General features: G+C 71.6%; 22 protein-coding genes. 9 read left to right on the forward strand and 13 right to left on the reverse strand.

Going from position 1 to position 20,553, the window contains the following annotated elements:
• Window positions 1-64 precede the first annotated feature (64 nt).
• Both AB0L95_RS31310 and AB0L95_RS31315 read right to left on the reverse strand, forming a co-directional pair.
• On the reverse strand, window positions 65-919 hold the full coding sequence (locus AB0L95_RS31310) for a methyltransferase domain-containing protein (RefSeq protein WP_365167367.1): 855 nt from the start codon (window positions 917-919) through the stop codon (window positions 65-67).
• Between the two features lie 162 nt (window positions 920-1,081).
• Window positions 1,082-1,999: a DUF4232 domain-containing protein gene (locus AB0L95_RS31315; protein ID WP_365167369.1), complete on the reverse strand. Its 918-nt coding sequence runs from the start codon at window positions 1,997-1,999 to the stop codon at window positions 1,082-1,084.
• A 333-nt stretch (window positions 2,000-2,332) separates the two neighbouring features.
• Between AB0L95_RS31315 and AB0L95_RS31320 the strand changes: the two genes are divergently transcribed.
• Window positions 2,333-2,989: a helix-turn-helix transcriptional regulator gene (locus AB0L95_RS31320; protein WP_365167537.1), complete on the forward strand. Its 657-nt coding sequence runs from the start codon at window positions 2,333-2,335 to the stop codon at window positions 2,987-2,989.
• A gap of 95 nt (window positions 2,990-3,084) precedes the next feature.
• Here AB0L95_RS31320 and AB0L95_RS31325 read toward each other — a convergent pair whose 3' ends face one another.
• On the reverse strand, window positions 3,085-3,513 hold the full coding sequence (locus AB0L95_RS31325; protein WP_365167372.1) for an SRPBCC family protein: 429 nt from the start codon (window positions 3,511-3,513) through the stop codon (window positions 3,085-3,087).
• A 280-nt stretch (window positions 3,514-3,793) separates the two neighbouring features.
• Between AB0L95_RS31325 and AB0L95_RS31330 the strand changes: the two genes are divergently transcribed.
• From AB0L95_RS31330 to AB0L95_RS31340, 3 genes are all read left to right on the forward strand, one after another.
• Window positions 3,794-4,450, forward strand: a complete 657-nt coding sequence (locus tag AB0L95_RS31330; RefSeq protein WP_365167375.1) for a Clp protease N-terminal domain-containing protein — start codon at window positions 3,794-3,796, stop codon at window positions 4,448-4,450.
• A 98-nt stretch (window positions 4,451-4,548) separates the two neighbouring features.
• The gene (locus AB0L95_RS31335) at window positions 4,549-5,553 is read left to right on the forward strand and encodes an EamA family transporter (protein ID WP_365167377.1); all 1,005 of its coding nucleotides are present in this window, start codon (window positions 4,549-4,551) and stop codon (window positions 5,551-5,553) included.
• 179 nt (window positions 5,554-5,732) lie between these two features.
• Window positions 5,733-6,683: an EamA family transporter gene (locus AB0L95_RS31340; RefSeq protein WP_365167379.1), complete on the forward strand. Its 951-nt coding sequence runs from the start codon at window positions 5,733-5,735 to the stop codon at window positions 6,681-6,683.
• A gap of 56 nt (window positions 6,684-6,739) precedes the next feature.
• On the opposite strand, the gene AB0L95_RS31345 is transcribed toward AB0L95_RS31340, so the two are convergent.
• Together AB0L95_RS31345 and AB0L95_RS31350 are read right to left on the reverse strand one after the other, a co-directional pair.
• A complete protein-coding gene (locus tag AB0L95_RS31345; RefSeq protein ID WP_365167382.1) occupies window positions 6,740-7,372 on the reverse strand; it encodes an FMN-binding negative transcriptional regulator in 633 nt (210 codons plus the stop codon).
• The gene (locus AB0L95_RS31350) at window positions 7,372-8,055 is read right to left on the reverse strand and encodes a pyridoxamine 5'-phosphate oxidase family protein (RefSeq protein ID WP_365167384.1); all 684 of its coding nucleotides are present in this window, start codon (window positions 8,053-8,055) and stop codon (window positions 7,372-7,374) included. Before AB0L95_RS31350 ends, AB0L95_RS31345 begins: the two co-directional genes overlap by 1 nt.
• Before the next feature lie 36 nt (window positions 8,056-8,091).
• Between AB0L95_RS31350 and AB0L95_RS31355 the strand changes: the two genes are divergently transcribed.
• Window positions 8,092-9,423 carry an aminotransferase class I/II-fold pyridoxal phosphate-dependent enzyme gene (locus AB0L95_RS31355; protein WP_365167386.1) on the forward strand — a complete coding sequence of 444 codons (1,332 nt, stop codon included), beginning with the start codon at window positions 8,092-8,094 and terminating at the stop codon, window positions 9,421-9,423.
• A gap of 99 nt (window positions 9,424-9,522) precedes the next feature.
• Here AB0L95_RS31355 and AB0L95_RS31360 read toward each other — a convergent pair whose 3' ends face one another.
• A complete protein-coding gene (locus tag AB0L95_RS31360) occupies window positions 9,523-10,800 on the reverse strand; it encodes an IS701 family transposase (RefSeq protein ID WP_365167389.1) in 1,278 nt (425 codons plus the stop codon).
• Window positions 10,801-11,384: 584 nt separating this feature from the next.
• Between AB0L95_RS31360 and AB0L95_RS31365 the strand changes: the two genes are divergently transcribed.
• Window positions 11,385-12,644 (forward strand): MFS transporter, encoded by a 1,260-nt coding sequence (locus AB0L95_RS31365; protein WP_365167391.1) that lies wholly within the window; start codon window positions 11,385-11,387, stop codon window positions 12,642-12,644.
• Window positions 12,645-12,661: 17 nt separating this feature from the next.
• Here the strand turns inward: AB0L95_RS31365 and AB0L95_RS31370 are convergent, their stop codons facing one another.
• Window positions 12,662-13,615 carry a DMT family transporter gene (locus AB0L95_RS31370; RefSeq protein WP_365167393.1) on the reverse strand — a complete coding sequence of 318 codons (954 nt, stop codon included), beginning with the start codon at window positions 13,613-13,615 and terminating at the stop codon, window positions 12,662-12,664.
• Between the two features lie 74 nt (window positions 13,616-13,689).
• Between AB0L95_RS31370 and AB0L95_RS31375 the strand changes: the two genes are divergently transcribed.
• A complete protein-coding gene (locus AB0L95_RS31375) occupies window positions 13,690-14,598 on the forward strand; it encodes a LysR family transcriptional regulator (protein WP_365167395.1) in 909 nt (302 codons plus the stop codon).
• 28 nt (window positions 14,599-14,626) lie between these two features.
• Here AB0L95_RS31375 and AB0L95_RS31380 read toward each other — a convergent pair whose 3' ends face one another.
• A complete protein-coding gene (locus AB0L95_RS31380; RefSeq protein WP_365167397.1) occupies window positions 14,627-15,094 on the reverse strand; it encodes a pyridoxamine 5'-phosphate oxidase family protein in 468 nt (155 codons plus the stop codon).
• Window positions 15,095-15,345: 251 nt separating this feature from the next.
• Here AB0L95_RS31380 and AB0L95_RS31385 point away from each other — a divergent pair, with 251 nt between their 5' ends.
• Complete coding sequence (locus AB0L95_RS31385) at window positions 15,346-15,996, forward strand: cysteine hydrolase (RefSeq protein ID WP_365167400.1); 651 nt, start codon at window positions 15,346-15,348, stop codon at window positions 15,994-15,996.
• A gap of 12 nt (window positions 15,997-16,008) precedes the next feature.
• Here AB0L95_RS31385 and AB0L95_RS31390 read toward each other — a convergent pair whose 3' ends face one another.
• The 5 genes from AB0L95_RS31390 to AB0L95_RS31410 all read right to left on the reverse strand — a co-directional run bounded on the left by AB0L95_RS31390 (window position 16,009) and on the right by AB0L95_RS31410 (window position 18,833).
• Window positions 16,009-16,515, reverse strand: a complete 507-nt coding sequence (locus tag AB0L95_RS31390) for a Rieske (2Fe-2S) protein (RefSeq protein WP_365167403.1) — start codon at window positions 16,513-16,515, stop codon at window positions 16,009-16,011.
• Between the two features lie 254 nt (window positions 16,516-16,769).
• Window positions 16,770-17,378: a flavin reductase family protein gene (locus tag AB0L95_RS31395; protein ID WP_365167406.1), complete on the reverse strand. Its 609-nt coding sequence runs from the start codon at window positions 17,376-17,378 to the stop codon at window positions 16,770-16,772.
• Window positions 17,379-17,607: 229 nt separating this feature from the next.
• Window positions 17,608-17,880 (reverse strand): zinc-binding dehydrogenase, encoded by a 273-nt coding sequence (locus AB0L95_RS31400; RefSeq protein ID WP_365167409.1) that lies wholly within the window; start codon window positions 17,878-17,880, stop codon window positions 17,608-17,610.
• On the reverse strand, window positions 17,847-18,146 hold the full coding sequence (locus AB0L95_RS31405; RefSeq protein ID WP_365167411.1) for an alcohol dehydrogenase catalytic domain-containing protein: 300 nt from the start codon (window positions 18,144-18,146) through the stop codon (window positions 17,847-17,849). Before AB0L95_RS31405 ends, AB0L95_RS31400 begins: the two co-directional genes overlap by 34 nt.
• A gap of 63 nt (window positions 18,147-18,209) precedes the next feature.
• On the reverse strand, window positions 18,210-18,833 hold the full coding sequence (locus AB0L95_RS31410; protein WP_365167413.1) for a TetR/AcrR family transcriptional regulator: 624 nt from the start codon (window positions 18,831-18,833) through the stop codon (window positions 18,210-18,212).
• A gap of 147 nt (window positions 18,834-18,980) precedes the next feature.
• On the opposite strand from AB0L95_RS31410, the gene AB0L95_RS31415 reads away from it, so the two are divergent.
• A complete protein-coding gene (locus AB0L95_RS31415) occupies window positions 18,981-20,417 on the forward strand; it encodes a carboxypeptidase regulatory-like domain-containing protein (protein ID WP_365167415.1) in 1,437 nt (478 codons plus the stop codon).
• Window positions 20,418-20,553 lie beyond the last annotated feature (136 nt).

A 20,553-nucleotide genomic window follows, 5' to 3' on the forward strand; every position in this document is an offset into this window, starting at 1 on the left:
CCGTCTCGCCGAAGGCCGGCCGATCTCAACTGCACGGTGACCGGCCGGCCGCCGGGGCGGTGGGTCAGTGCGCGGTGACCGTATACGCGCCGAGCGCGCGGTTGCCGAGCGGCTTGGCGACGGCCCGCAGAACGTCGGCCTGGCTCAGGACGAGCTGCCGCACCGGCTCGGACAGCACGGCCAGACGTTCCTCCGCGCCGGCCAGGTCGAGGCAGGCGGCGACTTCCCAGTCGCCGTCCTGAAGCTCTTCGGTGTCGACCGACCCGCTGCCGTCGGCCGTCCATCCGGCCTCGGGCAGGAGCCGCAGCAGCGCCTCACGGGAGAAGGGCGTGCGCACATTGCCCTGGCCAGGCGATCCCGCGGCCTCGATCTGCCCCTGGATCAGTACGGCGAGGAGGTGCGCCAGCTGGTCGTCGGAGGCGGGCGTCAAGTCCCACTCGGTGAACCACAGTCGCCGCGCCCACGACCGTACCCGGGCCAGGGTGTCCCGCAGTTGTCCGATCGAAGCGAAGTACCAGGAGCAGTGGGCGAGCACCACATGGTCAAAGGTGCCGTCGGGGAAGTCGACCGAAGGGTCGAGGACATCGGTGCCGAAGCGGAAGTCGATACGCGGCCCGAGCGGGCCCGCCGTGAGCCGGGCCGCCGATTCCCCGAGCGTGACCGGCGCCCCGTAGGAGGGTTCGGCCACGTCCACGGCCACCACTCGCCCCTCGGGCCCGACCGCCTCGGCGAGGACGGCGGTCATGTCGCCCTGTCCACAGCCCAGTTCGAGGACGGTTGAGCCGGGCGCGATCTGCCAGCTCGCCACGAGTGCGGCACGGTGGCGGGTCTGGGTCAGCTGGACGTCGGGGCTGTGATCGGCGGCGGCCATGCCGGCCGCGAGCGAGGGGGCCTTGGCGTGGAGATCTGTGTGATTCACAAAGTCCTTGGTGATGCTCGACGGGTCGGTGCAGGCCGATGGTACGAGACGCGCGGGCGACGCCTCCGACTTTTTCCGGCGCGCTGCGACGGCGCGGGCCGGGCCGGGCGCGGCTTGCCCAGCCTCCGCACCCACCCACGGACCGGACCAGCCGGCGGGGTCCTATTTCGACGGGCGCGTCCAGGCGCGTACGGCCAGCTTGCCGGTGGTGCCGAGATCGAGGTTGGGCGTCACGGTCACAGGATCGGCGCCCTGCTCGGCTCGCACCCTGACGTAGGGGACGTTGACGGCGGCGCCGGACTCGGTGGTGTTGCGCCACATGAGGCCCGAAAGGGCGCTCTCGCCCGGCTTCAGGACCAGCGGGCGGGCCGGCTCGTCGAATCCGGTACCTGTGCTGATGCCGCCGCTGCCATGTATGACCCGGACGCCTTGGACGGGTGAAAGGTTCTCGTCCAGCAGTTCCAGGAGCGGATAGCCGTCGAGTGGGTAGTCGCGCTTCCCGCAGTTCTCCAGGTGCAGGCCCACCACGCGCAGCCCCATCGCGGCGTCGCCGTCATCGATGGTGAGGCGGATGCCGGAGGGCGGGCACTCGCCGGACGCGGGCGGCGCCTCGGCGGCGGGCACCTTGGTCACCCGGGAGACCTTGACGCGGGTCACCCGGGACGCTCCGGGGGCCAGCACCCCCAGCCGGACCGTGCCGCGCTCGGTCGCGCCGGGGCCTACCGAGCGCACGGTCTCCTGGCTGTTGCCCATGACCTCGCCGGCGTCCGTGGTGAAGTCGAACAGGATCGTGTACGTCAGCGCCTCGGTGCCGTTGTTGGTGACTTCGTAGGCCGCCGAGATCCCGGAGTCACCGGTGGGGAGGGGATCGGCGTGGACGGAGAACCCGTCGGAGTCGGGGGCGGGCGTGGCGGACGGGACGGTCATCGAAGTGATCCGGACGCCGTCCACGGGAGGGGCGGTGACGGCGGTCCCGGACGCGGGGGCGGCTGCGCCGGGGGTGCCCACCTGTTCGGATCCGCATGCCGTGAGCAGCAGGAGTGCGGCGAGGGCCGGGAGAAGGCCAGTGACTTTGCGCATCAGGTCACCCCATCAGGGACGCGAGCGCCGAGCCATGGTGGAAGCCACAGTTCCGGTCACGGGCGCGGTACGGGCGGCCTGCCAGGCGGGCTGCTGCGACGTGCGGATACGCGGTTCCGACTCATGGGCGAGGCCTGTCATCCCGCATCGACAGCGGCATCGACGGACCGGACCGCCTGAGACGAAGAGCGAACCGGACCAGCTCAACTGAGATCGGAGCCGGATCGCAGAAGACGGGACAGGCGGCCCCGCGCTTCAGGGTCTTGTCATGCGAGCTCTTCCGATATATCGTTGAGATATCGCGACAGATCAAAGAAGGATGGAGTGATGGCGATGCGTTCCCACGAAGAGGACTTCGGATTCGAACGGCACGGGCACCGGGGCGGCCCCGGTCATCGCGCCCGCGGCGGCTTCGACATGCGGCGTGCGGCCTTCGGGCCCTTCGGGCCGGGCGGCCCCGGCGGCCCTGGCGGCCCCGGATTCGGGGGACCCGGTTTCTTCGGACCGGGTGGCCCCTGGGGCGGACGCGGCCGGGGCGGACCGCGCGGCAGGGCGCGGCGCGGTGATGTACGGGCCTCGATCCTGGCCCTGCTCAAGGACCGGCCCATGCACGGCTACGAGATGATCCAGGAGATCGCCGAGCGCAGCGGCGGGACGTGGAAGCCCAGCCCCGGCTCGGTCTACCCCACCCTCCAACTGCTGGAGGACGAGGGGCTGATCACCAGCGAGAGCGAGGGCGGCAAGAAGCTCTTCTCACTCACCGAGGCGGGTCGCGCCGCGGCCGAGGAGGGCCCGGAGGCGCCTTGGGAGGAGGCCTCGCGCGGTGTCGACTGGGAGGCGTTGCACGAGATCCGGCAGGCCGGCTTCGGTCTGATGGAGGCGTTCGGCCAGGTCTGGAAGGCCGGCAGCAAGGAGCAGCGGGAGAAGGCCCTCGCGGTCATCAACGAGGCCCGCAAGAAGCTGTACCTGATCCTCGCCGACGAGGACTGAGGCAGCACAGCGGGTCACGCCCCAGGAGGCGCCCGGCGGCACATCCGTCGCCGGGCGCCTTCGCGTCCGTCCCATCGGGACACCCGTCCGCCCCCTCAGGACACCAGCGACCCGAGTCGGCGCAGCGACTCGTTCAGCGCGGCCGTCGCCGAGTCCTTCAGCTTGCCCGCCATGAGGGAGACCGCCGCGCCGGTGAACTCCCCGTCGATGCGTACCGAGGTGCCCTCGCCCTCCGGTGTCAGCGTGTACCGCGTGGCGACGGTCACGGCCATCGGACCCTTGCCGCGGATGGCGAGGACACGGCCGGGCACCAGTTCCTCGACGGTCCAGACGACCTCGGCCGGGAAGCCCATGAGCTTCATGTTCTCCTCGAAGGTCCCGCCTACTTCCAAGGTTGCCGGGCCGCCGCCGGGGAAGGCGGTGTGAGTCGCGTTCCACTCGCCGTACGACGACCAGTCGGTCAGCCGGGTCCACACCTTCTCGGCGGGCGCCTCGACATGTGCTTCCGCGCTGACTTCGGCCATGCGACCACCCCTTGGTGTCGGCTGCTGCGTCGGGCGCAGCTACGGTGTCGCGGAAGGTAGCCGGGGGCTCCCGAACATTCAATACTGATGGATCGCCAGGAAATGCGGGAGCGGTTCCCATGGCGGCCCCGGGCAAGGCGGCGCGCGGTTCATCAGGGAAAACGGCGTGATCTCATCCGTAAGGAGGAGAACCCGGTCAGCCTTCCCCAACCTGTGTCGGATGCGAAGATGCTGCCCACCGGGGATGACCCGGGTCGCCGGGACTGATGGGGTAGGGGATGTGCCACCCCGTCATTCCCAGCGGCCGGCTGCCGAGTCCGGCGAGCACCGCACGCACCACGATGCCAGACTCACCGCCGAGTTGGCAGCGGTGGTCGCGGGTGCCCGCAGAAGAGCGGTGCGCGACGGTGACCGGCAGACCGACACGGCGCACCTCCTGCACACTCTCGTGGAGTCCGACGCCGAGGTGCGGGCCGTCTTCGACGGTCCCCAGATCGCACGGCTGCTCGGCTATCTGGTCCAGCGGGCCATCGGCTACGGCCTGCGCTGGCAGAGCACGGTCGAGGACTCCGGTGCCCTGCCAGTGCTCTGTGAACCGGAACGCTGGTCCCCGGCGGTGGCGAGCGCCCTGACCGCGGCCTACGGTCGCGCGGTCCGGCGTGGCGCCGCACGCGCAGAGGGGCTGGATCTGCTCGCGGCGATCCTGACGGACCCCGGGGCGCGGGCCGTCGAGGTCCTCGGCCGCGCGGGCGTCGACGTGGCGGGTCTTCGGGCCCGCATCGAGGCGGGGACGACGGTGGACGACTACGCCGCCGGGCCCCTGGATGCGGAGGAGGCCCGGGGCGGGGACGGGGTGTGGCCGACAGTGCTCCCGTCGCCGCGGGTGCCGCCCGGCCGAGGGGGGCCGCTGCCGGACGCCCCGGCATCCAGCCCCTGAGGCAGGGCCGGGTCCGCCGCTGAAGGAGATGCCGCGTCCGTCCGTCCCCTGAGACAGGTGCTATCCGGGGTGACGCTCATGTCGACGCCTGTCATCATGTGCCGATGCACACGTCTCAGGGGAATCGGGGCAGCCGTGACCGGGGTGTCGGCCTGGGGCTCGCCCTTGTGTCGGCGCTCGCCTTCGGCGGGTCCGGTGTCGCGGCGAAGCCGCTGATCCAGGCAGGCCTCGACCCGCTCCATGTGGTGTGGCTGCGGGTCGCGGGCGCCGCGCTCGTGGTTCTCCCGCTCGCCGTTCGCCACCGCGCGCTGCTGCGCGAGCGCCCCGCACTGCTCACCGGTTTCGGGCTGCTCGCCGTGGCCGGGGTCCAGGCCTGTTACTTCGCCGCCCTCTCCCGTATACCTGTCGGCGTCGCCCTGCTCATCGAGTACCTCGCGCCCGCGCTCGTGCTCGGCTGGGTGCGCCTCGTGCAACGGCGGCCCGTCACCCGCGCCGCGGCGGTCGGCGTGGTCCTGGCGGTCGGCGGACTCGCCTGTGTCGTGGAGGTGTGGTCGGGGCTGAGCTTCGACCCCGTCGGTGTGCTGCTCGCGCTCGGCGCCGCCTGCTGCCAGGTCGGCTACTTCGTCCTGGCCGACCAGGGCACCGAGGCGGGTGAGCAAGCCCCGGACCCGCTCGGCGTCATCGCGTACGGACTGCTGATCGGGGCCGTCGTCCTGACGGTCGTCGCCCGCCCGTGGACCATGGACTGGTCCGTCCTCGCCGGCAGCGCGGACATGAACGGCACCCCGGTCCCGGCCGTTCTGCTGCTGGCCTGGATCGTGCTGATCGCCACGGTCCTCGCCTATGTCACCGGCGTGCTGTCCGTGCGCCGGCTCTCTCCCCAGGTGGCCGGCGTCGTGGCCTGCCTGGAAGCGGTGATCGCCACCGTGCTGGCCTGGGTGCTGCTCGGCGAGCACCTCTCGGCGCCGCAACTGGCCGGTGGGGCGGTGGTCCTGGCGGGGGCGTTCATCGCCCAGTCCTCGGCGCCCACGAAGGGCTCGCCGGAGCCGGTCGCGAGCGGCGGCGCGGACAGGGATTTGTCCGTCCGCGGCACGGCTGCCTAAGGTGTCGCTCATGCATTCGGACGCACTCGTTCTTCCGCCCCCCGCCGCCTGAGGGCGGGCCCTCCGGAATCCGCGCCCGGCACGCCGCCGGGCGGAACGGTGCTGCCCGCAGAAGAAGTCCACGGCCCCGACGCTCGCGGGCCCTTTCCGAACTTCTGCGTATCTGCGGAGACCACAACATGCCGAATGCTGTCTCCGGCCTGCCCGTCGGGCGAGGCCTGCTGTATCTGATCGTCGCCGGTGTCGCCTGGGGCACCGCGGGCGCGGCCGCCTCCCTGGTCTACCGGAGCAGTGACATGGGGCCCGTCGCCCTCTCCTTCTGGCGTTGCGCGGCCGGGCTCGTCCTGCTGCTCGCCGCCCGGCTGCTGCGTCCGCGCGCCCGCCCCGCCGTGCCGGAACGACGGGGGCGCGGAGCGCTGCGGGCGGAAGCGACCGGCCTCGGTCTCGCCGTCTTCCAGACCGCCTACTTCGCGGCGGTCTCGGCCACCGGGCTCGCCGTGGCGACCGTCGTCACCCTCGGCGCCGGCCCCGTGCTCATCGCGCTCGGCGCCCGCCTCGCGCTGGGGGAGCGGCTCGGCCGGGGCGGCGCGACCGCCGTCGTCGGAGCGCTCGCCGGACTCGGGGTGCTCGTCCTCGGCAACGGGGGCGCGACGGTGCGCCCGTGGGGCGTGCTGCTCGCCGTGGTGTCGGCGGCCGGCTACTCGGTCATGACCCTGCTCACCCGCCGGTGGGGCCGCGACGGCACGGCCGACGGGTCCGGCACCACTGTCTCGGCGTTCGCGGTCACAACCCTGATCCTGCTGCCGTTCGCCCTGGCCGAGGGGCTGTTGCCGCACACCGCCGACCCGCTGCGCCTCGGGTGGACGGTGGCGTACATCGCCGCGGTACCCACCGCCCTCGCCTACGCCCTCTACTTCGCGGGCGCGGCCGTCGTGCGGTCCGCCACCGTGTCCGTGGTGATGCTGCTCGAACCGGTCAGCGCCGCGGTGCTTGCCGTCGCCCTGCTGGGCGAGCGGCTCACGGCGGCGACCGCCGTCGGCACCGCGCTGATGCTCGGCTCGGTCGCGGGCCTTGCCGTGACGGAGGCACGCGGGGCGCGGGCGCGGAGGGAGGAGCCGGTCCTCGTGTGACGGCACCGGCCGGCGTGCGGGTGCGGGTGCCGGTGACGGCCCCGCACCCGGGTCCCTCATGCCTCGCGTCTGCGCAGAAGGTGCTCGCGGGCCGCCGCGTCCCCCGGGCCGCCCCGCTCCGCCAGCCCGGCCGCGATACGGTCCCGCACCTGGTCCGCCTTGTTCCCGGCGTACTTGAACTTGGCCCGCACGTCGGTCACTTCGAGCCGCAGGCCGCGGATCCCGGGCAGCATACGGCCGTACGGGTCCTCGCCCGCCGCCGGGCGGGCCGAACCGCCCTCCGGCTGGAAGTGGCCGAGCTGACGGCCCAGCAGCTCCGCCTTCTCGGCCGGATCGTCCACGATGCGGGCCGTGCAGCGGAGCTGGACCGCCGCGTAGAAGCTGGTGGGCACGCCGTGTTCGGACAGGACGCCGGGGGCCGCCTGCCAGGGGCCCGGTACGTACACATAGTCGTCGACCACGCTGAGCAGCACGTCGGGGTTCGCCTCCAGGGGCGCCCAGAGCGGGTTCGGCCGCGCCAGGTGGCCCACGGCCTCGCCGCGTTCGGCGTCGTAGGCGAAGTGGAGCGGCTGAACGTACGGCGGCTCGCCCGGCAGTCCGTTGACGGCGAGCTGCCCGAAGTCGTGCTCGGCCAGCCAGCGGTGCCACTCGGTGTCGTCGTGGGCCGCGTCCCAGGGGTGGATCAGCATCACAGGACCGCCAGATAGTCCGGCAGCGCGATGCCGGGCGACAGGTCGGCGTCGGGCTGCGGGGCGCCGTACTCCTTGCGGACGGGGATCACGCCTGCCCAGTGGGGGAGGGCGAGGTCCTCGGGCTCGTCGGCCACCCCGCCGGTGCGCACCTTGGCGGAGACCTCGTCCAGGTCGAGCCGGATCACGGCCGTGGCGGCCAGCTCCTTCTTGTCGGCGGGACGCGAGTCGCGCGAGCGGCCGGGCACCACCTGGTCGACCAGCGCGTCCAGGGCGGTCTGCCGCTCCGCCGGGTCGGTGACCTGGCGGGCGATGCCGTGCACCATCACGGACCGGTAGTTGATCGAGTGGTGGAAGGCCGAGCGCGCCAGGACCAGACCGTCGACGTGCGTCACCGTGAGACAGACCGCGAGCCCGGGGTCGGGCGCGCCCGACATCCGCAGCGGCCGCGAACCCGTCGAGCCATGGACGTAGAGCCGCTCGCCGACCCGGCCGTACAGCGTGGGCAGGGCGACCGGGGCGCCGTCGCGGACGAAGCCGAGGTGGCAGACATAGCCCTCGTCGAGTATCGCGTGCACCAGGGCCTTGTCGTACGACGCCCGTTGCGGGGAGCGCGTGGGCACGGTGCGGTCGGTCGGGGTGTAGGCGCTGGGCGGCGATGTCGGCTGCGGGGTCCCTCGCATTTGTGCTCCTGATTGCACTAGTGCATACTTTGCTTTGTGCTAGGAGGATATCGGATCGAAGGGCGACGCGCAGCAGAGATTGCGGCGAGCGTCGAGCGCGCGGTGGGTTCGGGGGATCTGGAACCGGGGCAACTGCTTCCGCCACTACGGGAGTTGGCGGGCCAGCTGGGGGTGAATCCCAACACCGTCGCCGCCGCGTACCGGGTGCTGCGTGAACGCGGGGTCATCGAGACCGCCGGGCGGCGGGGCAGCCGGGTGCGGTCCGCGCCGGCCACGACGGGCAGGGACCACATCCATGTGGACGTCCCCGAGGGGGTGCGCGATGTGTCGAGCGGGAATCCGGACCCCGCGCTGCTGCCCCCGCTGGCGCAGGCGTTCGCCGCGGCGGGGGCCGAGGGCGACCGTGCCCCGGTGCTGTACGGCGATGTCGCGGTGGAGCCGGAACTGGCCCGCCTCGCGCGGGCCGCGCTGGACGCCGACGGGGTGCCGGACGGGCCGCTTGCCGTGGTCTCCGGATCGCTGGACGCCGTCGAACGGGTCCTCGCGGCCCATCTGAGACCGGGGGACACGGTCGCGGTCGAGGACCCGGGTTGGGGCAGGACCCTTGACCTCGTTCCGGCCCTCGGGCTGCGTACGGCCTCGGTCCCCGTCGACGACGAAGGGCCGCTCCCGGACGGACTGCGCGATGCCCTGGCCGCCGGGGCCCGGGCGCTGATCGTCACGGACCGGGCGCAGAACCCGACCGGCGCCGCGGTCAGCGCCGCACGCGCGCGTGCCCTGCGGTCGGTGCTGCGGGACCACCCCGGGACCCTGCTGATCGAGGACGACCACGGTCACGGGATCGTCGACGTGCCCCTCCATCCGCTCGCCGGGGTCACCCGGCACTGGGCCTTCGTACGCTCTGCCGCCAAGGCGTACGGCCCCGATCTGCGGCTCGCCGTGCTCACCGGTGACAGCGTCACCGTGGACCGGGTCCGGGGGCGGCAGCGGCTGGGGCCCGGCTGGGTGAGCCGGATCCTGCAGCGGGCCCTGGCGCGGCTGTGGGCCGACGGCGCGGTGGACGCGCGGGCGGTGGCGGCCGCGTACGGAAGGCGTCGCGACGGACTGATCGACGCGCTGGCCGCACGCGGTGTCGTGGCCCATGGGGTCAGCGGGATGAACGTGTGGGTTCCGGTGCCGGACGAGACCGGTGTGGTCGCCAGGCTGCTGCACGCGGGCTGGGCCGTCGCGCCCGGCGCCCGCTTCCGGCTGAGCGCGCCGCCCGGCATCCGGATCAGTGTCTCGGCGCTGGCCGAGGACGAGAGCGGCGCGCTGGCGGACGCGGTCGCCGCCGCCCTCGGCCCGGGTCGCGCCCGCAGCTACGTCTAGTAGGACTCCGTTAGGTCGTTCTGGCTCTTGGGTTTGGGTTGGTGGCGGATGCTCTTGGCAGGGGTTGGTGGCAGGTGGTGCAGGTGCCGGTCCAGCAGTTCAGCAGGTCCTGGAGGGTGTCGAGGATCTGGTAGAGGGTGAGTCCGCTGTATCGGCTTTTGGGGCCAGGCGCTGTTCGGTGAGGAAGGCGTGGGCGGCGGTGACCAGGGTGACGTGGTGGTGCCAGCCGTTCCAGGAACGTCCTTCGAAGTGGTCCAGGCCGAGGCCGTGCTTGAGTTCGCGGTAGTCGTGCTCGATGCGCCAGCGGATCTTGGCCAGGCGCACCAGTTCAGCAAGCGGGGTGTCCTGGGGCAGGCTGGACAGCCAGTAGTCGGTGGGTGCGTCGGCGCCTTCGGGCCATTCGACCAGCAGCGTCACCTCGGGCAGGACACCGTCCCAGGAGCCCTCCCGGGCGGTGACGGCGGCCTGGGCCAGGCGGCGGGCCCGGACCCCGGCCGGCCGCACCCGCCAGGACGCAAAGTGCGAGCGCATCGGACCGCGGGAGCCTTCCCGCCAGGTCACCTCGGAGAACGCCTGCCGTCCCTGGCCGGCCGCCAGCGCGGCCACCGGCAACGGCTTGTCCCGGTAGCGGGGCTGCGGCCTGCGGCCGTTGCCCGACCAGGCCGGGGCGGTGGGCCGCGCGTCGTGCGGGTGCACGGTCACGTCCGAACGGATGGCCACCACATAGCCGATGCCCCGCTCGCTCAGGCCGGCGCGGAAGTCGGCGTTCTGCCCGTAGCCGGCATCAGCCACCACCACCGGCGGCACCATGCCCCACCCGGCCAGCTCGTCGAAGACGTCCAGGGCCAGGCGCCACTTCTCCCGATGTCCGATGTCCTCGGGGATCCCCGCCTTGCGCCGGCGGACCCCGTCGTGCGCCCATTCCTGAGGGACGAACAGCCGCCACTGCAGCGGACAGGACGCGGCATCGGAGACCGCGTGCACGCTCACCGCGACCTGACAGTTGGCCCGCTTGCCCAAAGCTCCGCAGTACTGGCGGGCGACCGCCACCGACATCTTCCCGTCCTTGGGGAACGACACGTCATCGACCGCCCAGGCATCCGGGCCGATCAGCGGCACCATCCGCTGCGCGATCCGCCGCCGCACCGGCACCGGATCCCACGTCGACTGGTTCACGAACTGCTGCAGGTTCTGCTCGTTGCCGTCCGGCAGGCGCTCCGCCATCGGCTGGATCGACTTCCGCCGCCCGTCCAGCATCAGCCCCCGCAGATAGCAGTCACCCTTCGCCCGCTGATCCTTGCGCGGCACCGACGCGAAGACGTCCGCCACGAATAACGCCAACGTCGCCCGAGCCCGCTCCACTTCATGTGCATCCACACCACCAACATGCCCCCAAACAGGACCGCGAGACAGACCTAACGAAGTCCTACTAGTACTGCGACCGGAAAGGTTCACCGGCTCGCGAGGCCCGGCAGGGCACCTCGCCGCGTTGTCGCATCACCCGCGTACATCCAGTACGGGGGCGACGCTCCGCCTTGCGATGCTCCCCCAGTGCCCGAAAGGCGTGGGGGCACCCTCAGCACCGGACGCTGCGAGCTTCCCGGCAGGCCTTTCCGGCCACAGCACCAGCGCTGCGACCCGTCACCCTCGATGCCGGCGGTGTCGGCCGCCGCGGTGGTCCCGATCGCCGTGCACCGAAGGCGGGGCCGGTGATCTCGATGGTGAGTCCGAACGCGACGGCGAGGGCGTCGTCGTAGGCCGGGGGAAGTCGCGCAGCACGGCGGCCGGATCGAACCGTCGCCCGATCACATCGACGCGTAGCGCACGCCGAGCAGGGTAACGACACAACCGATGGTTGTGATGTCATGGCCCGTCGGTTGTTTGATCCGGCCGTCGGCGACTCGCTTTGATACCGGTGGTCAGGGCGTGGTTGTTCGGGTCGGTTGCGGGGTGCGTGGGGTATGGCGGGTGGGCAGGCGCTGGGTCGGCGGTTCGGCTGGCTGTGGGCGGCGTACGCCGTCAGCGCGTACGGCTCCGGACTCGGGTTCGGAGCGTTTCCGCTGATCGCGGTCCTCGTGCTGCACTGCGGGCCGGCCCAGGTGGCGGCGCTGGCCGCCGCGGGGCGGGCCGTGGGAGCCGTACTCGCGGTGCCGCTCGGTCCATGGGTGGAGTTCCGCCGCAAGCGGCCGGTCATGATGACGATGGACCTGGCCCGGTTCGCGGCGCTGGCCGGCGTCCCCGTCGCGTACGCGCTCGGCCGGCTCGGCTTCGCACAACTCCTCGTCGTCTCCGTCCTCGTCGCCGCGGCCGACATCACCTTCCGGGCGGCCAGCGGCGCGTACCTCAAGGCGCTCGTACCGCCGGAGGGCCTGCTCGTCGCGAACAGCCGGTTCGAGTCCACGACATGGACCGCGACGGTGCTCGGACCGCCCCTCGGCGGCGCCGCGATCGGGATGTTCGGCCCGGTGATCACCGTGCTGGCCGACGCCGTCAGCTACCTGCTCTCGGCGCTGGGCATCCGGGCCATCGGCGGGAGCGAGCCGCGCCCCGTGCGGACCGGCGCCGCGCGGATGCGGGCGGGCGACCTGCTGGAGGGATGGCGCCACATTGTCACCCACCCCGGGCTGCGCCCGCTGTTCTTCAACACGATCGTCGTCAACGGCCTGATCATGGCCTCCGAGCCGTTGCTCGCCGTCCTCATGCTGGGCCGCCTCGGGTTCGCGCCCTGGCAGTACACCCTCGCGTTCGCGGCCCCCTGTGTCGGCGGCCTCGTCGGCTCACGCCTCGCGCGGCCGCTCGCGGCGCGGTTCGGGCAGCATCGGGTGCTGTTCGCCGCGGGAGTGCTGCGCGCCTGCTGGTCCCTCGGGCTGGCCTTCGTCCGGCCCGGCGTCCCCGGGATCGTGCTCGTCATCGTCGTCCAACTGGGCCTGGTGACCTGCTGCGGCGTGTACAACCCGGTGTTGGCCACCTACCGGCTCGACCACACCGCCCCCGACCGGGTGGCCCGCACCCTGTCCGCGTGGGCGGTCAGCAGCAGCGCCTCCATCGCGGCCCTGACCGTCCTGTGGGGCCTGCTTGCCGCCCTCACCAGCCCACGCACCGCACTCGCGGTGGCCGGCGTCCTCCTTCTGGCCACCCCGCTGCTGCTCCCGCGCCGCGAGAACGCGTCCCGCAGAGAGCTCACTGATGCCGGAGTCCAGGAAGCCGTCGACCGGGTCTGAGACCGAGGCCTCGGTCGCTACTTCCGGTCGCGGGCGCCGGGCCTGGGCCGGGACTGGGTCAGTGCCGCGCCCGCCAGCACGATCACCGCTCCGATCGGGGTGGACCAGGTCAGCGATTCGTCCAGGATCGACACGCCCGCAGCGGTGGCGATGACGGGGATGAAGTACGTGACCATCTGGGCCGTGGTGGGCCCGACCTCCGCGACCAGGCCGTACTGGAGCAGCACGGCGAGGCCGGTGCCCAGCGCGCCGAGGGCCGCGACCGCGAGCAGCGGGAGCAGCGGGAAGCGGCTCGGCAGGGTTGTGAACAGCGGTGTGACCACGGCCAGTTGGACTGTGGCGAGGAAGAGCTGGGCGCCGGTCAGGGACAGATGGGAGTGGCCGGTGCCGGCCAGGGTGCGACGCACATAGATCCAACCGATGGGGTAGCTGAGCGAGGCGAGCAGGGCCATCGCCGTGCCCGTCATGTCCAGGCCGTGGAAGCCCTGCCAGGCGCCGAGGACCGTGAGCACGCCCAGGAAGCCGATGCCGAGGCCCGCGACCCGGCGACGCGTCGGCCGGTCCTCCGAGAGCGCGACCAGCGACAGGACCATGCCCCACAGAGGTGAGGTGGCATTGCAGATCCCGGCGAGCGTGGACGGGATCGTCAGCTCCGAGTACGCGAAGAGCGAGAACGGCAGCGCGTTGAGCAGGAACGCCGCGACGGTGAGGTGGCCCCAGGTGCGGGCGCCGCGCGGCAGGCGCGTGCGTTTGACGGCCATCGCGGCGGCGAGCACCGCCGTCCCGAACACCAGGCGGCCGAGGGTGACCTGGAACGGGGCGTACGCCTGCGTGCCGACCTTGATGAAGAGGAAGCTGAAGCCCCAGATCAGCGACAGGACGCCGAAACGGAGCCGCCAGTCGAGGGCGGTCCGGCGGCGGGGGCTGACGGTGGTGTCGGCGGTGGCTCGTTGCGTGGCGACGGTGCTCATGACCGTAACCATGGCGCAGCCAACCTCGTAGCGCAATTGAGATTTCACATGGAATATCTCGTAGGATCGCTTACATGTTGAACCTTGAGCGCCTTCGCATCCTCGACGCCCTTGCCCGGCACGGCTCGGTCAGTGGTGCCGCCGAGGGACTCCATGTGACGACCTCGGCCGTCTCCCAGCAGATGGCCAAGCTGGAGCGCGAGGTGGGGCAGCAGCTTCTGGCCAAGAACGGCCGGGGTGTGCGGCTCACGGACGCGGGGCGGCTCCTCGCCGACCATGCGGCGCGCATCTTGTCACAGGTGGAGCTGGCCCAGGCCGATCTGGAGGCGCAGCGCGGTCAGGTGGCCGGTGAGCTGCGCCTGTCGGCCTTCCCCACCGCGGCACGCGGGCTCTTCCCGACGGCGCTCGCCGCGCTGCGGTCGGACCACCCCGCTCTGCGTCTGCGGTCGTGCGAGCTGGAGCCGGAGGCCGGGGTCGCCGGTGTGGTGCGCGGCGACCTCGACCTCGCGGTCGTCCTCGACTGGTACAACAAGCCGATGCCGCTGCCCGACGGGCTCGTCAAGGCGGCGATCCTGGACGACCCGGCCGATGTGGCGGTGCCCGTGGGGCACCGGCTCGCCGACCGGCCGGACGCCGACCTCGGGGAGTTCGCGGACGACGAGTGGATCACCTGGGGCGAGGGCGAGTTCTGTCACGAGTGGCTCGTCTTCACCCTGCGCTCCAAGGGCGTCGAACCGCGCATCGGCCACCGGGCCGCCGAGACTCACACCCAGCTGGGCCTGGTGGCCGCCGGGCTCGGCGTGTGCATCGCCCCCCTGCTGGGGCGCGATCCGATGCCGGCCGGAGTGGTGACCGTGCCCCTGCGGCAGCAGGTGCGCAGGCATGTCTACGTGGTCTGGCGCGCCGACGCCGACCGCCGTCCGTCGATCCGGGCGGCGGTCGAGGCGCTCCGGGCGGCGGGGCAGGCCGTGGCGGCCGGCTGACCGGTCGCGGAGGGCGCCGCCGGGCGGGTCACACCAAGCCCAGCTTGCGGAAGTCCCAGGAGACGATCTTCGTCGGGGTCAGTCGCAGCCAGGCGTGGCGGCCGTCGTACGGCATCTCGTCCAGGCCGAAGTTCTTGCGCGCGAACAAGGTCTCCGGCAGGTCGAGTTCGGCGCACAACTCCCCGGTGCGGGGGCTCTCGCCCACGAACTCGATCGTGCCGGACAGCTCGGCGCCGCGCAGCTGCTCGTACTCCTCGCCCGTGTCCACGACGATGGCGACCCGTGGATCACGGCGCAGATCGACCCAGCGCTTGCTGCGCACCACGGAGTACAGCCACAGCGAGGTGCCGTCCCAGGCGAACCACAGGGCGCTCACATGCGGGGAGCCGTCGGCCGAGACGGTCGCGACCCGGCAGGTGCGCTGGGTGGCGAGGAACGCGTCCAGCTCGCCGGGCGACATCATGATCTTCCGGCCTCGGCGCTGAGTCTCCGCCATCCGGTTCCCCCTCTTCTTCTCCCACGTCGTGCCAGAGAGATCCTCTGACATCACGTCAGAAAAGAATGGAGCGTTCTGCGTCCGCCCGCAACGGTCGACTTCCGCCGCCCGCTGCCGCGGTCCTTCTGCCCTCGTCCGTCGTATCCCTTGTCCGTCGTACGTCCTCCGGTCCGTCGTACGTCCTCCGGTCCGCCTTCCACCTGCCCGCGGCAGTCGCTACGCTCGCCCGGCCATCGACGACTAGGGGAACCATGCCGCCGTACGAACAGCTCAGCGAACTCATCGAGCCGCGCACCACGGTGCTGCTCACCGTCGAGTGCCAGCAGGGCGTCGTGGGTCCGGACAGCGCGCTGCCCGAACTCGCCCGGCAGGCACGCTCCTCGGGGGCGCTCGCCAATGTGGCCCGGCTGGTCACGGCCGCGCACCAGGGCGGGGTCCAGGTGATCCACGCGATCGCCGAGCGCCGTCCCGACGGCCGGGGCGCGAACCGCAACGCGCGCCTCTTCCACGCGGCCGAGCGGCTCCCGGTGCAGCAGCTGTCCGGCACCACGGCGGTCCGTGTCGCGGCACCCATCGAGGTGACGGAGGAGGACTTCGTCGTACGCCGACTGCACGGCCTGTCGCCCCTCGCGGGCACCGAGGTCGACGCGCTGCTGCGCAACGTGGGCTGCCGCACCCTGATCGTCACCGGAGTCTCCGCCAACGTGGCGATCCCGAACACCGTCTTCGACGCCGTCAACCACGGCTACACCGTGGTCGTGCCCGCGGACGCCATCGCGGGAGTGCCCCCCGACTACACTCCCGCGATGATCCGCAACACCCTCGCGTTGGTCGCCACGGTCGCGACCACGGACGAGGTTCTGGCCTGTCTTGCTCCACGGCGCCGGGCCCCACGGCCCTGAGCGGGCGTGCGTTCAGGCGAGCGTGATCTCGTCCCCGGACACCGTGATCTTCGCGGCGGGCAGCGCCTGGGTGGCCGGACCCTTCTTCACACTGCCGTCGGTCGCGGAGAACTGGCTGTTGTGACAGGGGCAGACGATCACGCCGTCGGCGATGTCCTTCACGGCGCAGCCCTGGTGGGTGCACTTCGACGAGAACGCCTTGAACGTGCCCGCGGACGGCTGAGTGACCACCACGCCCTGGTCGGCGAAGACCTTGCCGCCGCCCTCCGGGATGTCGGAGGTCTTGGCCAGCGCCTTGCCGCCGGAGCCGCTCACGGCGCCGCCACCGCCCGTGCTGCCGTCGCCGGCCGTGCTGGTGCTGCCGGCCGTGCTGTCGTTCTGCGAGCCGGTGGAGCTGGAGGAGTTGTCGTCAGAGCTCCCGCACGCGGTCAGCGCGACGGCGAGTCCCGCCGCGCCGACCGCCGCCACGACTGTGCGACGGGCCGGTGCCGAGACGGGCTGGAGCGATTCGCTGGTCATGCTGACGTTCCCTTCCACGGATATTCCCTTGTTCGTTGGGTGGTACGGCCTGGGGTCAGTCGCTGTTCAATGGTGCCGAGATCTTGACCGCTCCGAGATCAGGCGGGCGTAAGACACGGCTGTCGTTCCGCTGTCAGAGGGACGCGACGTGCGACAGACCGCCCTCACATAGGCGCGCGATACGGCGGCGGGGGGCGATGATCCGCCTGGTCGTGGGGCGGGCCGGCGTTTGATGCGGGGCCGGAGGTCCCCGATCAGTGGGCGCCGGGCTCCTCGTAGGGGATGCGGTTCAAGTGCAGGACCTCGCCGAGAGTGCCCCACTCGTCGCCGCCGAGCTTGGTGAACGGACGCAGCCGCTCGCTGTTGGGGCGGCCGTCGACGAGGTAGTCCTCGTCCACCACGGCATGGAGCACCCGCCCGAAGACCAGGGTGGAGTTGCCCATGCGCAGGGTGGTGTGCGAACGGCACTCCAGAGCCACATGGGAGGCGGCCACTCTCGGTGGACGCACACACCTGCTGGCCTCGCGATCGATGCCCGCGGTGTCGAATTCGCTGACTGACCGAGGAAAGTCGGTGGCGGTGGCGTTGATCAGATGCAGAAGTGGTTCGGATGAGAAGTTGACGACGAACTCCCCGGTGTCCTCGACGTTTCGGAGGGAATCCTTTCGGCCGATCGAGGTGAACTGGACGATCGGGGGATCGGTACTGGCGATGCTGAAGAAGGAATGCGGAGCCAGATTCTCGGTACTTCCGTCCGGTGTGACGGTCGAGACCCAGGCGATCGGCCGTGGGATGACGACCGATGTCAGAATCCTGTAGAAGTCTGCGCCGCTCATCGCCGCAGGGTCGTATTCGACACGCATGGGCTCAGTATCGAATCCGGCACGGCCGAGCCTGCCGCAGCCCGGGAGCGCGTGTCGTGCCGAGGCCGAGGGGGATCGGCCGGCGCGCCGCGCCGCGGATTTCGCCGACGGTGTCGATGCAGAGCGCCTTGATGGCAAAGCGCCTTGATTTCGGAGAGCGCGGGCTCGGGACCGGGGCGGTACGACGTTTTCGGCGGTCAGGCGGTGTCGTTGTCGCCGCTCACCTGGATCACGATCTTCCCGCGGGGATGCTCCGACTGGAGGGATTCGGCGGCTGCACGATGCTGACCAGGGTGCCGCCCGGGCGAAGCGCCGCCCACGAGCGGGCCAGCGTGTCGCCGCCGACGGTGTCCAGCACGACGTCGGCGCCGTCCACATGGTCCTCGATGCGCTCGTCGGCGTAGTCGATGACCCGGTCCGCACCGAGTCCTGCGACGAATTCCCGGTCGTGGGCGGAAGCCGTCGCCGTCACGCGCGCGCCGAGCGCCGCGGCGATCTGCACGGCGAAGGAGCCGACTCCCGCGTGGACGGGATCAGCCCGTACACCTCGTCGCCCACCGAGAGGCCGCTGACCCCTGGACCGAGTTCGGCCACGACTCCGCTGACCTCGTGCGAAGGAACGACCGGCGTCCGGTCGCCGCCGCTTCCGTCGAAGCTGTCGGTCCATGTGGCGTCCCAGGTGAGCTCACCGTTCGTGACGGAGGCGGCGTGCACGGACACGAGCGCCTCGCCCGCAGCCGGTTCGGGACGTGGCGCTCTCTCGTACATCAGCTGCTCCGGACCGCCCCGCTGGTGGGCTCGTACAGCGCGCGCATGGTGGTCATCAGTCCGTCACTCCTTGCGACACGGGTCGGTCCGCGGAGGGGTCGGCAGCCCCCGGCTCACCATCTCCACGGCCTCGGTCACCAGGGTGACCACGTCCGGCCCGGCGTCCGGCTGCCAGCAGCTGATGGCGGCCTGCAGGGCCGCGAAGACCGTCGCCGCGGTGGTCCGCACATAGAGGTGATACTCCGGCAGGCCCGTGCGTGCCGCCACCGCCCTGGTCACCGCGTCCTCCACGATGCGGTTGGTCAGGACGATCCGTGGCAGCAGCTCCGGACGTTCGCGCAGCAGGAGCATGCGGTCCAACCAGATCTTGCTGGTGGCGAGCTCGCTGAGCCGCGCCACGAACACGGCCCTGATCGCCTCCAGCGGGGTCTCCTCCGCGGGGCGGGCGGTGATCCGTTCCTCGATCAGCTCGGGCGCCCCCTCCTCCAGCACGAAGGCGGCCTCGTCCTTCGTGGAGAAGTAGTTGAAGAAGGTGCGAGGCGAGACCCCGGCGGCGGCGCAGATGCTCTCCACCGTGACCGCTTCCGGGCCGTGGCGACGGAAGAGGTCCACCGCCGAACTCTGCAGTGCTCGGCGCGTCGCTCGCTTCTTGCGGTCGCGCAGCCCGTCGGGGCGGCTGCCTTCCATGTGCGTCTTCCCCCGGTGCGTCAGTGGTCGATGATAAGTACAGTACTGCAAAAATGCAGTACTGCAAGTATCGATTACGATGGCTGCTGTGCGCCATGGACCGGACCAGACCTGATCCGGTCGTCCGCGGTGGAAAAAGGAGTTCCCGTGGCGGAACGGATAGAACGAACCGAGGGCCAGTCCGTGGCCGTGACCCTGGCCGAAGCCCTGTGGTTCCCGGTGTGCCTCTTCCTGGGCATGCTGTTCTTCTTCGCACCCGCGCTGCACGCACCGCAGCCGCATCATGTGAAGGTGGCGGTTGCCGACCCTCTTGCGGCCGAGCGGGTCGACAGCGCGCTAAGCGCCGAGCAGCCCGGCGGGTTCGACGTCACCGCGGTCGACGAGGACCAGGCGGCACGGCAGTCGGTGCTGGACCGGGACACGGTGGCGGGGTTCGCGGGAGACCGGCGCCACCCGGTGCTCTACGTGGCCAAGGCCAACGGTGCCTCACTCGAGCAGACCCTGACCAAGGTGTTCACGCAGGTCGCCGCCAAGAGCCACCGGCATCTCACCGTCACCGACGTCGCTCCCACCGAGAGCAAGGACGAGCTGGGCACCACCCTGCTGTACTTCGCGCTGGCCTGGAGCATCCCGGCCTATGTGCTGGCGACCACGCTGCTGCGCGCGGTGACCTTCAACCGGCGCAAGAAGCTCCTCACCATCGCCGGCGTGGCCGTCGTGTACAGCGTCATCGGCTACTACGTCGGCGTGGGGCTGGGCTACATACCCGACCAGCCCGTGGCGATGGCGGTCTCCTTCACGCTCACCATGGCGGTGGCGACGGCCGCCTCCGGGCTCGCCCCGTTCGTCCGGCAGTTCTTCCCGGCCGTGGCCATGGGGCTGTTCATCGTGATGAGCATCCCGACCAGTGGCGGCGCCGTCCCCGCGTCGATGCTGCCGACGTTCTTCCAGGACGTCTCCCAGGTGATGCCGCTGGCCAACGGGATCGACGCACTGCGGGGCGTCCTCTACTTCGACGGGGCCGGGGTGCTCAAGCCGGTCCTGGTGCTGTGTGCCTGGTTCGCGGCCGGCGCCGCGCTGCTGGGCCTCGACTTCTGGTTGCGCAAGCGCAAGGCCACGGCGCCGGACGTCGAGGACGGCGAGACGGACGAGTCCGACGCGTTCGACGCGTTCGACGAGGAAACGGAGATCGTCGAGGAACCTCCGGTCGAGGACCCGGTACTGGAGACGCCCGTACCGGCAGCACTCCCGGTGCACGCGCACCACTTCGGGCGGCCGGTGCCGGTGCTCACCGGCCGGGTCCAGGACCCCGAGGGACGACCCGTCCGCGGCGCAGCGGTGACCGTCGTCGACGCGCGGGGGCGTCAGCTGATGCGCAGCGTGACCGACGCGGCCGGCGAGTACGCCGCGACCGGCCTTCCCGAGGGATACCTCAGCATCGTGGTCTCGGCGTACGGCCGGCATCCGATGGTGCACCAGACGCTGCTGCAGACCGGGGTGACGGCCCGGGCGGACTTCGTCCTGCACGGCAGGCCGCAGGGCCGCCACGCCAGGCCGGAGCACGCGGCCGGCACGTTGTCGTGACTGTGTGCGGTGACGGCACTCCCCAGGAGCCGGCTCGAGGAGAGGCGCGGTCGGCATCTCGCTGTCTGTCACGCTCGGTTACTATGCTCACTTCATGCCGGAGGCCGGACGTAAGGGGCGCCCTTGTGTCCCTTGG

The organism is Streptomyces sp. NPDC052036 (genome assembly GCF_040680495.1).
Classification (GTDB): domain Bacteria; phylum Actinomycetota; class Actinomycetes; order Streptomycetales; family Streptomycetaceae; genus Streptomyces.

Excerpts from the sequence above, each read along its gene's own strand:
- AB0L95_RS31315 (WP_365167369.1), bottom strand. The coding sequence starts at position 1,999 with ATGCGCAAAGTCACTGGCCTTCTCCCGGCCCTCGCCGCACTCCTGCTG.
- AB0L95_RS31320 (WP_365167537.1), top strand. The coding sequence starts at position 2,333 with ATGCGTTCCCACGAAGAGGACTTCGGATTCGAACGGCACGGGCACCGG.
- AB0L95_RS31325 (WP_365167372.1), bottom strand. The coding sequence starts at position 3,513 with ATGGCCGAAGTCAGCGCGGAAGCACATGTCGAGGCGCCCGCCGAGAAG.
- AB0L95_RS31340 (WP_365167379.1), top strand. The coding sequence starts at position 5,733 with ATGCCGAATGCTGTCTCCGGCCTGCCCGTCGGGCGAGGCCTGCTGTAT.
- AB0L95_RS31345 (WP_365167382.1), bottom strand. The coding sequence starts at position 7,372 with ATGCTGATCCACCCCTGGGACGCGGCCCACGACGACACCGAGTGGCAC.
- AB0L95_RS31350 (WP_365167384.1), bottom strand. The coding sequence starts at position 8,055 with ATGCGAGGGACCCCGCAGCCGACATCGCCGCCCAGCGCCTACACCCCG.
- AB0L95_RS31365 (WP_365167391.1), top strand. The coding sequence starts at position 11,385 with ATGGCGGGTGGGCAGGCGCTGGGTCGGCGGTTCGGCTGGCTGTGGGCG.
- AB0L95_RS31370 (WP_365167393.1), bottom strand. The coding sequence starts at position 13,615 with ATGAGCACCGTCGCCACGCAACGAGCCACCGCCGACACCACCGTCAGC.
- AB0L95_RS31375 (WP_365167395.1), top strand. The coding sequence starts at position 13,690 with ATGTTGAACCTTGAGCGCCTTCGCATCCTCGACGCCCTTGCCCGGCAC.
- AB0L95_RS31380 (WP_365167397.1), bottom strand. The coding sequence starts at position 15,094 with ATGGCGGAGACTCAGCGCCGAGGCCGGAAGATCATGATGTCGCCCGGC.
- AB0L95_RS31385 (WP_365167400.1), top strand. The coding sequence starts at position 15,346 with ATGCCGCCGTACGAACAGCTCAGCGAACTCATCGAGCCGCGCACCACG.
- AB0L95_RS31390 (WP_365167403.1), bottom strand. The coding sequence starts at position 16,515 with ATGACCAGCGAATCGCTCCAGCCCGTCTCGGCACCGGCCCGTCGCACA.
- AB0L95_RS31395 (WP_365167406.1), bottom strand. The coding sequence starts at position 17,378 with ATGCGTGTCGAATACGACCCTGCGGCGATGAGCGGCGCAGACTTCTAC.
- AB0L95_RS31405 (WP_365167411.1), bottom strand. The coding sequence starts at position 18,146 with ATGTACGAGAGAGCGCCACGTCCCGAACCGGCTGCGGGCGAGGCGCTC.
- AB0L95_RS31410 (WP_365167413.1), bottom strand. The coding sequence starts at position 18,833 with ATGGAAGGCAGCCGCCCCGACGGGCTGCGCGACCGCAAGAAGCGAGCG.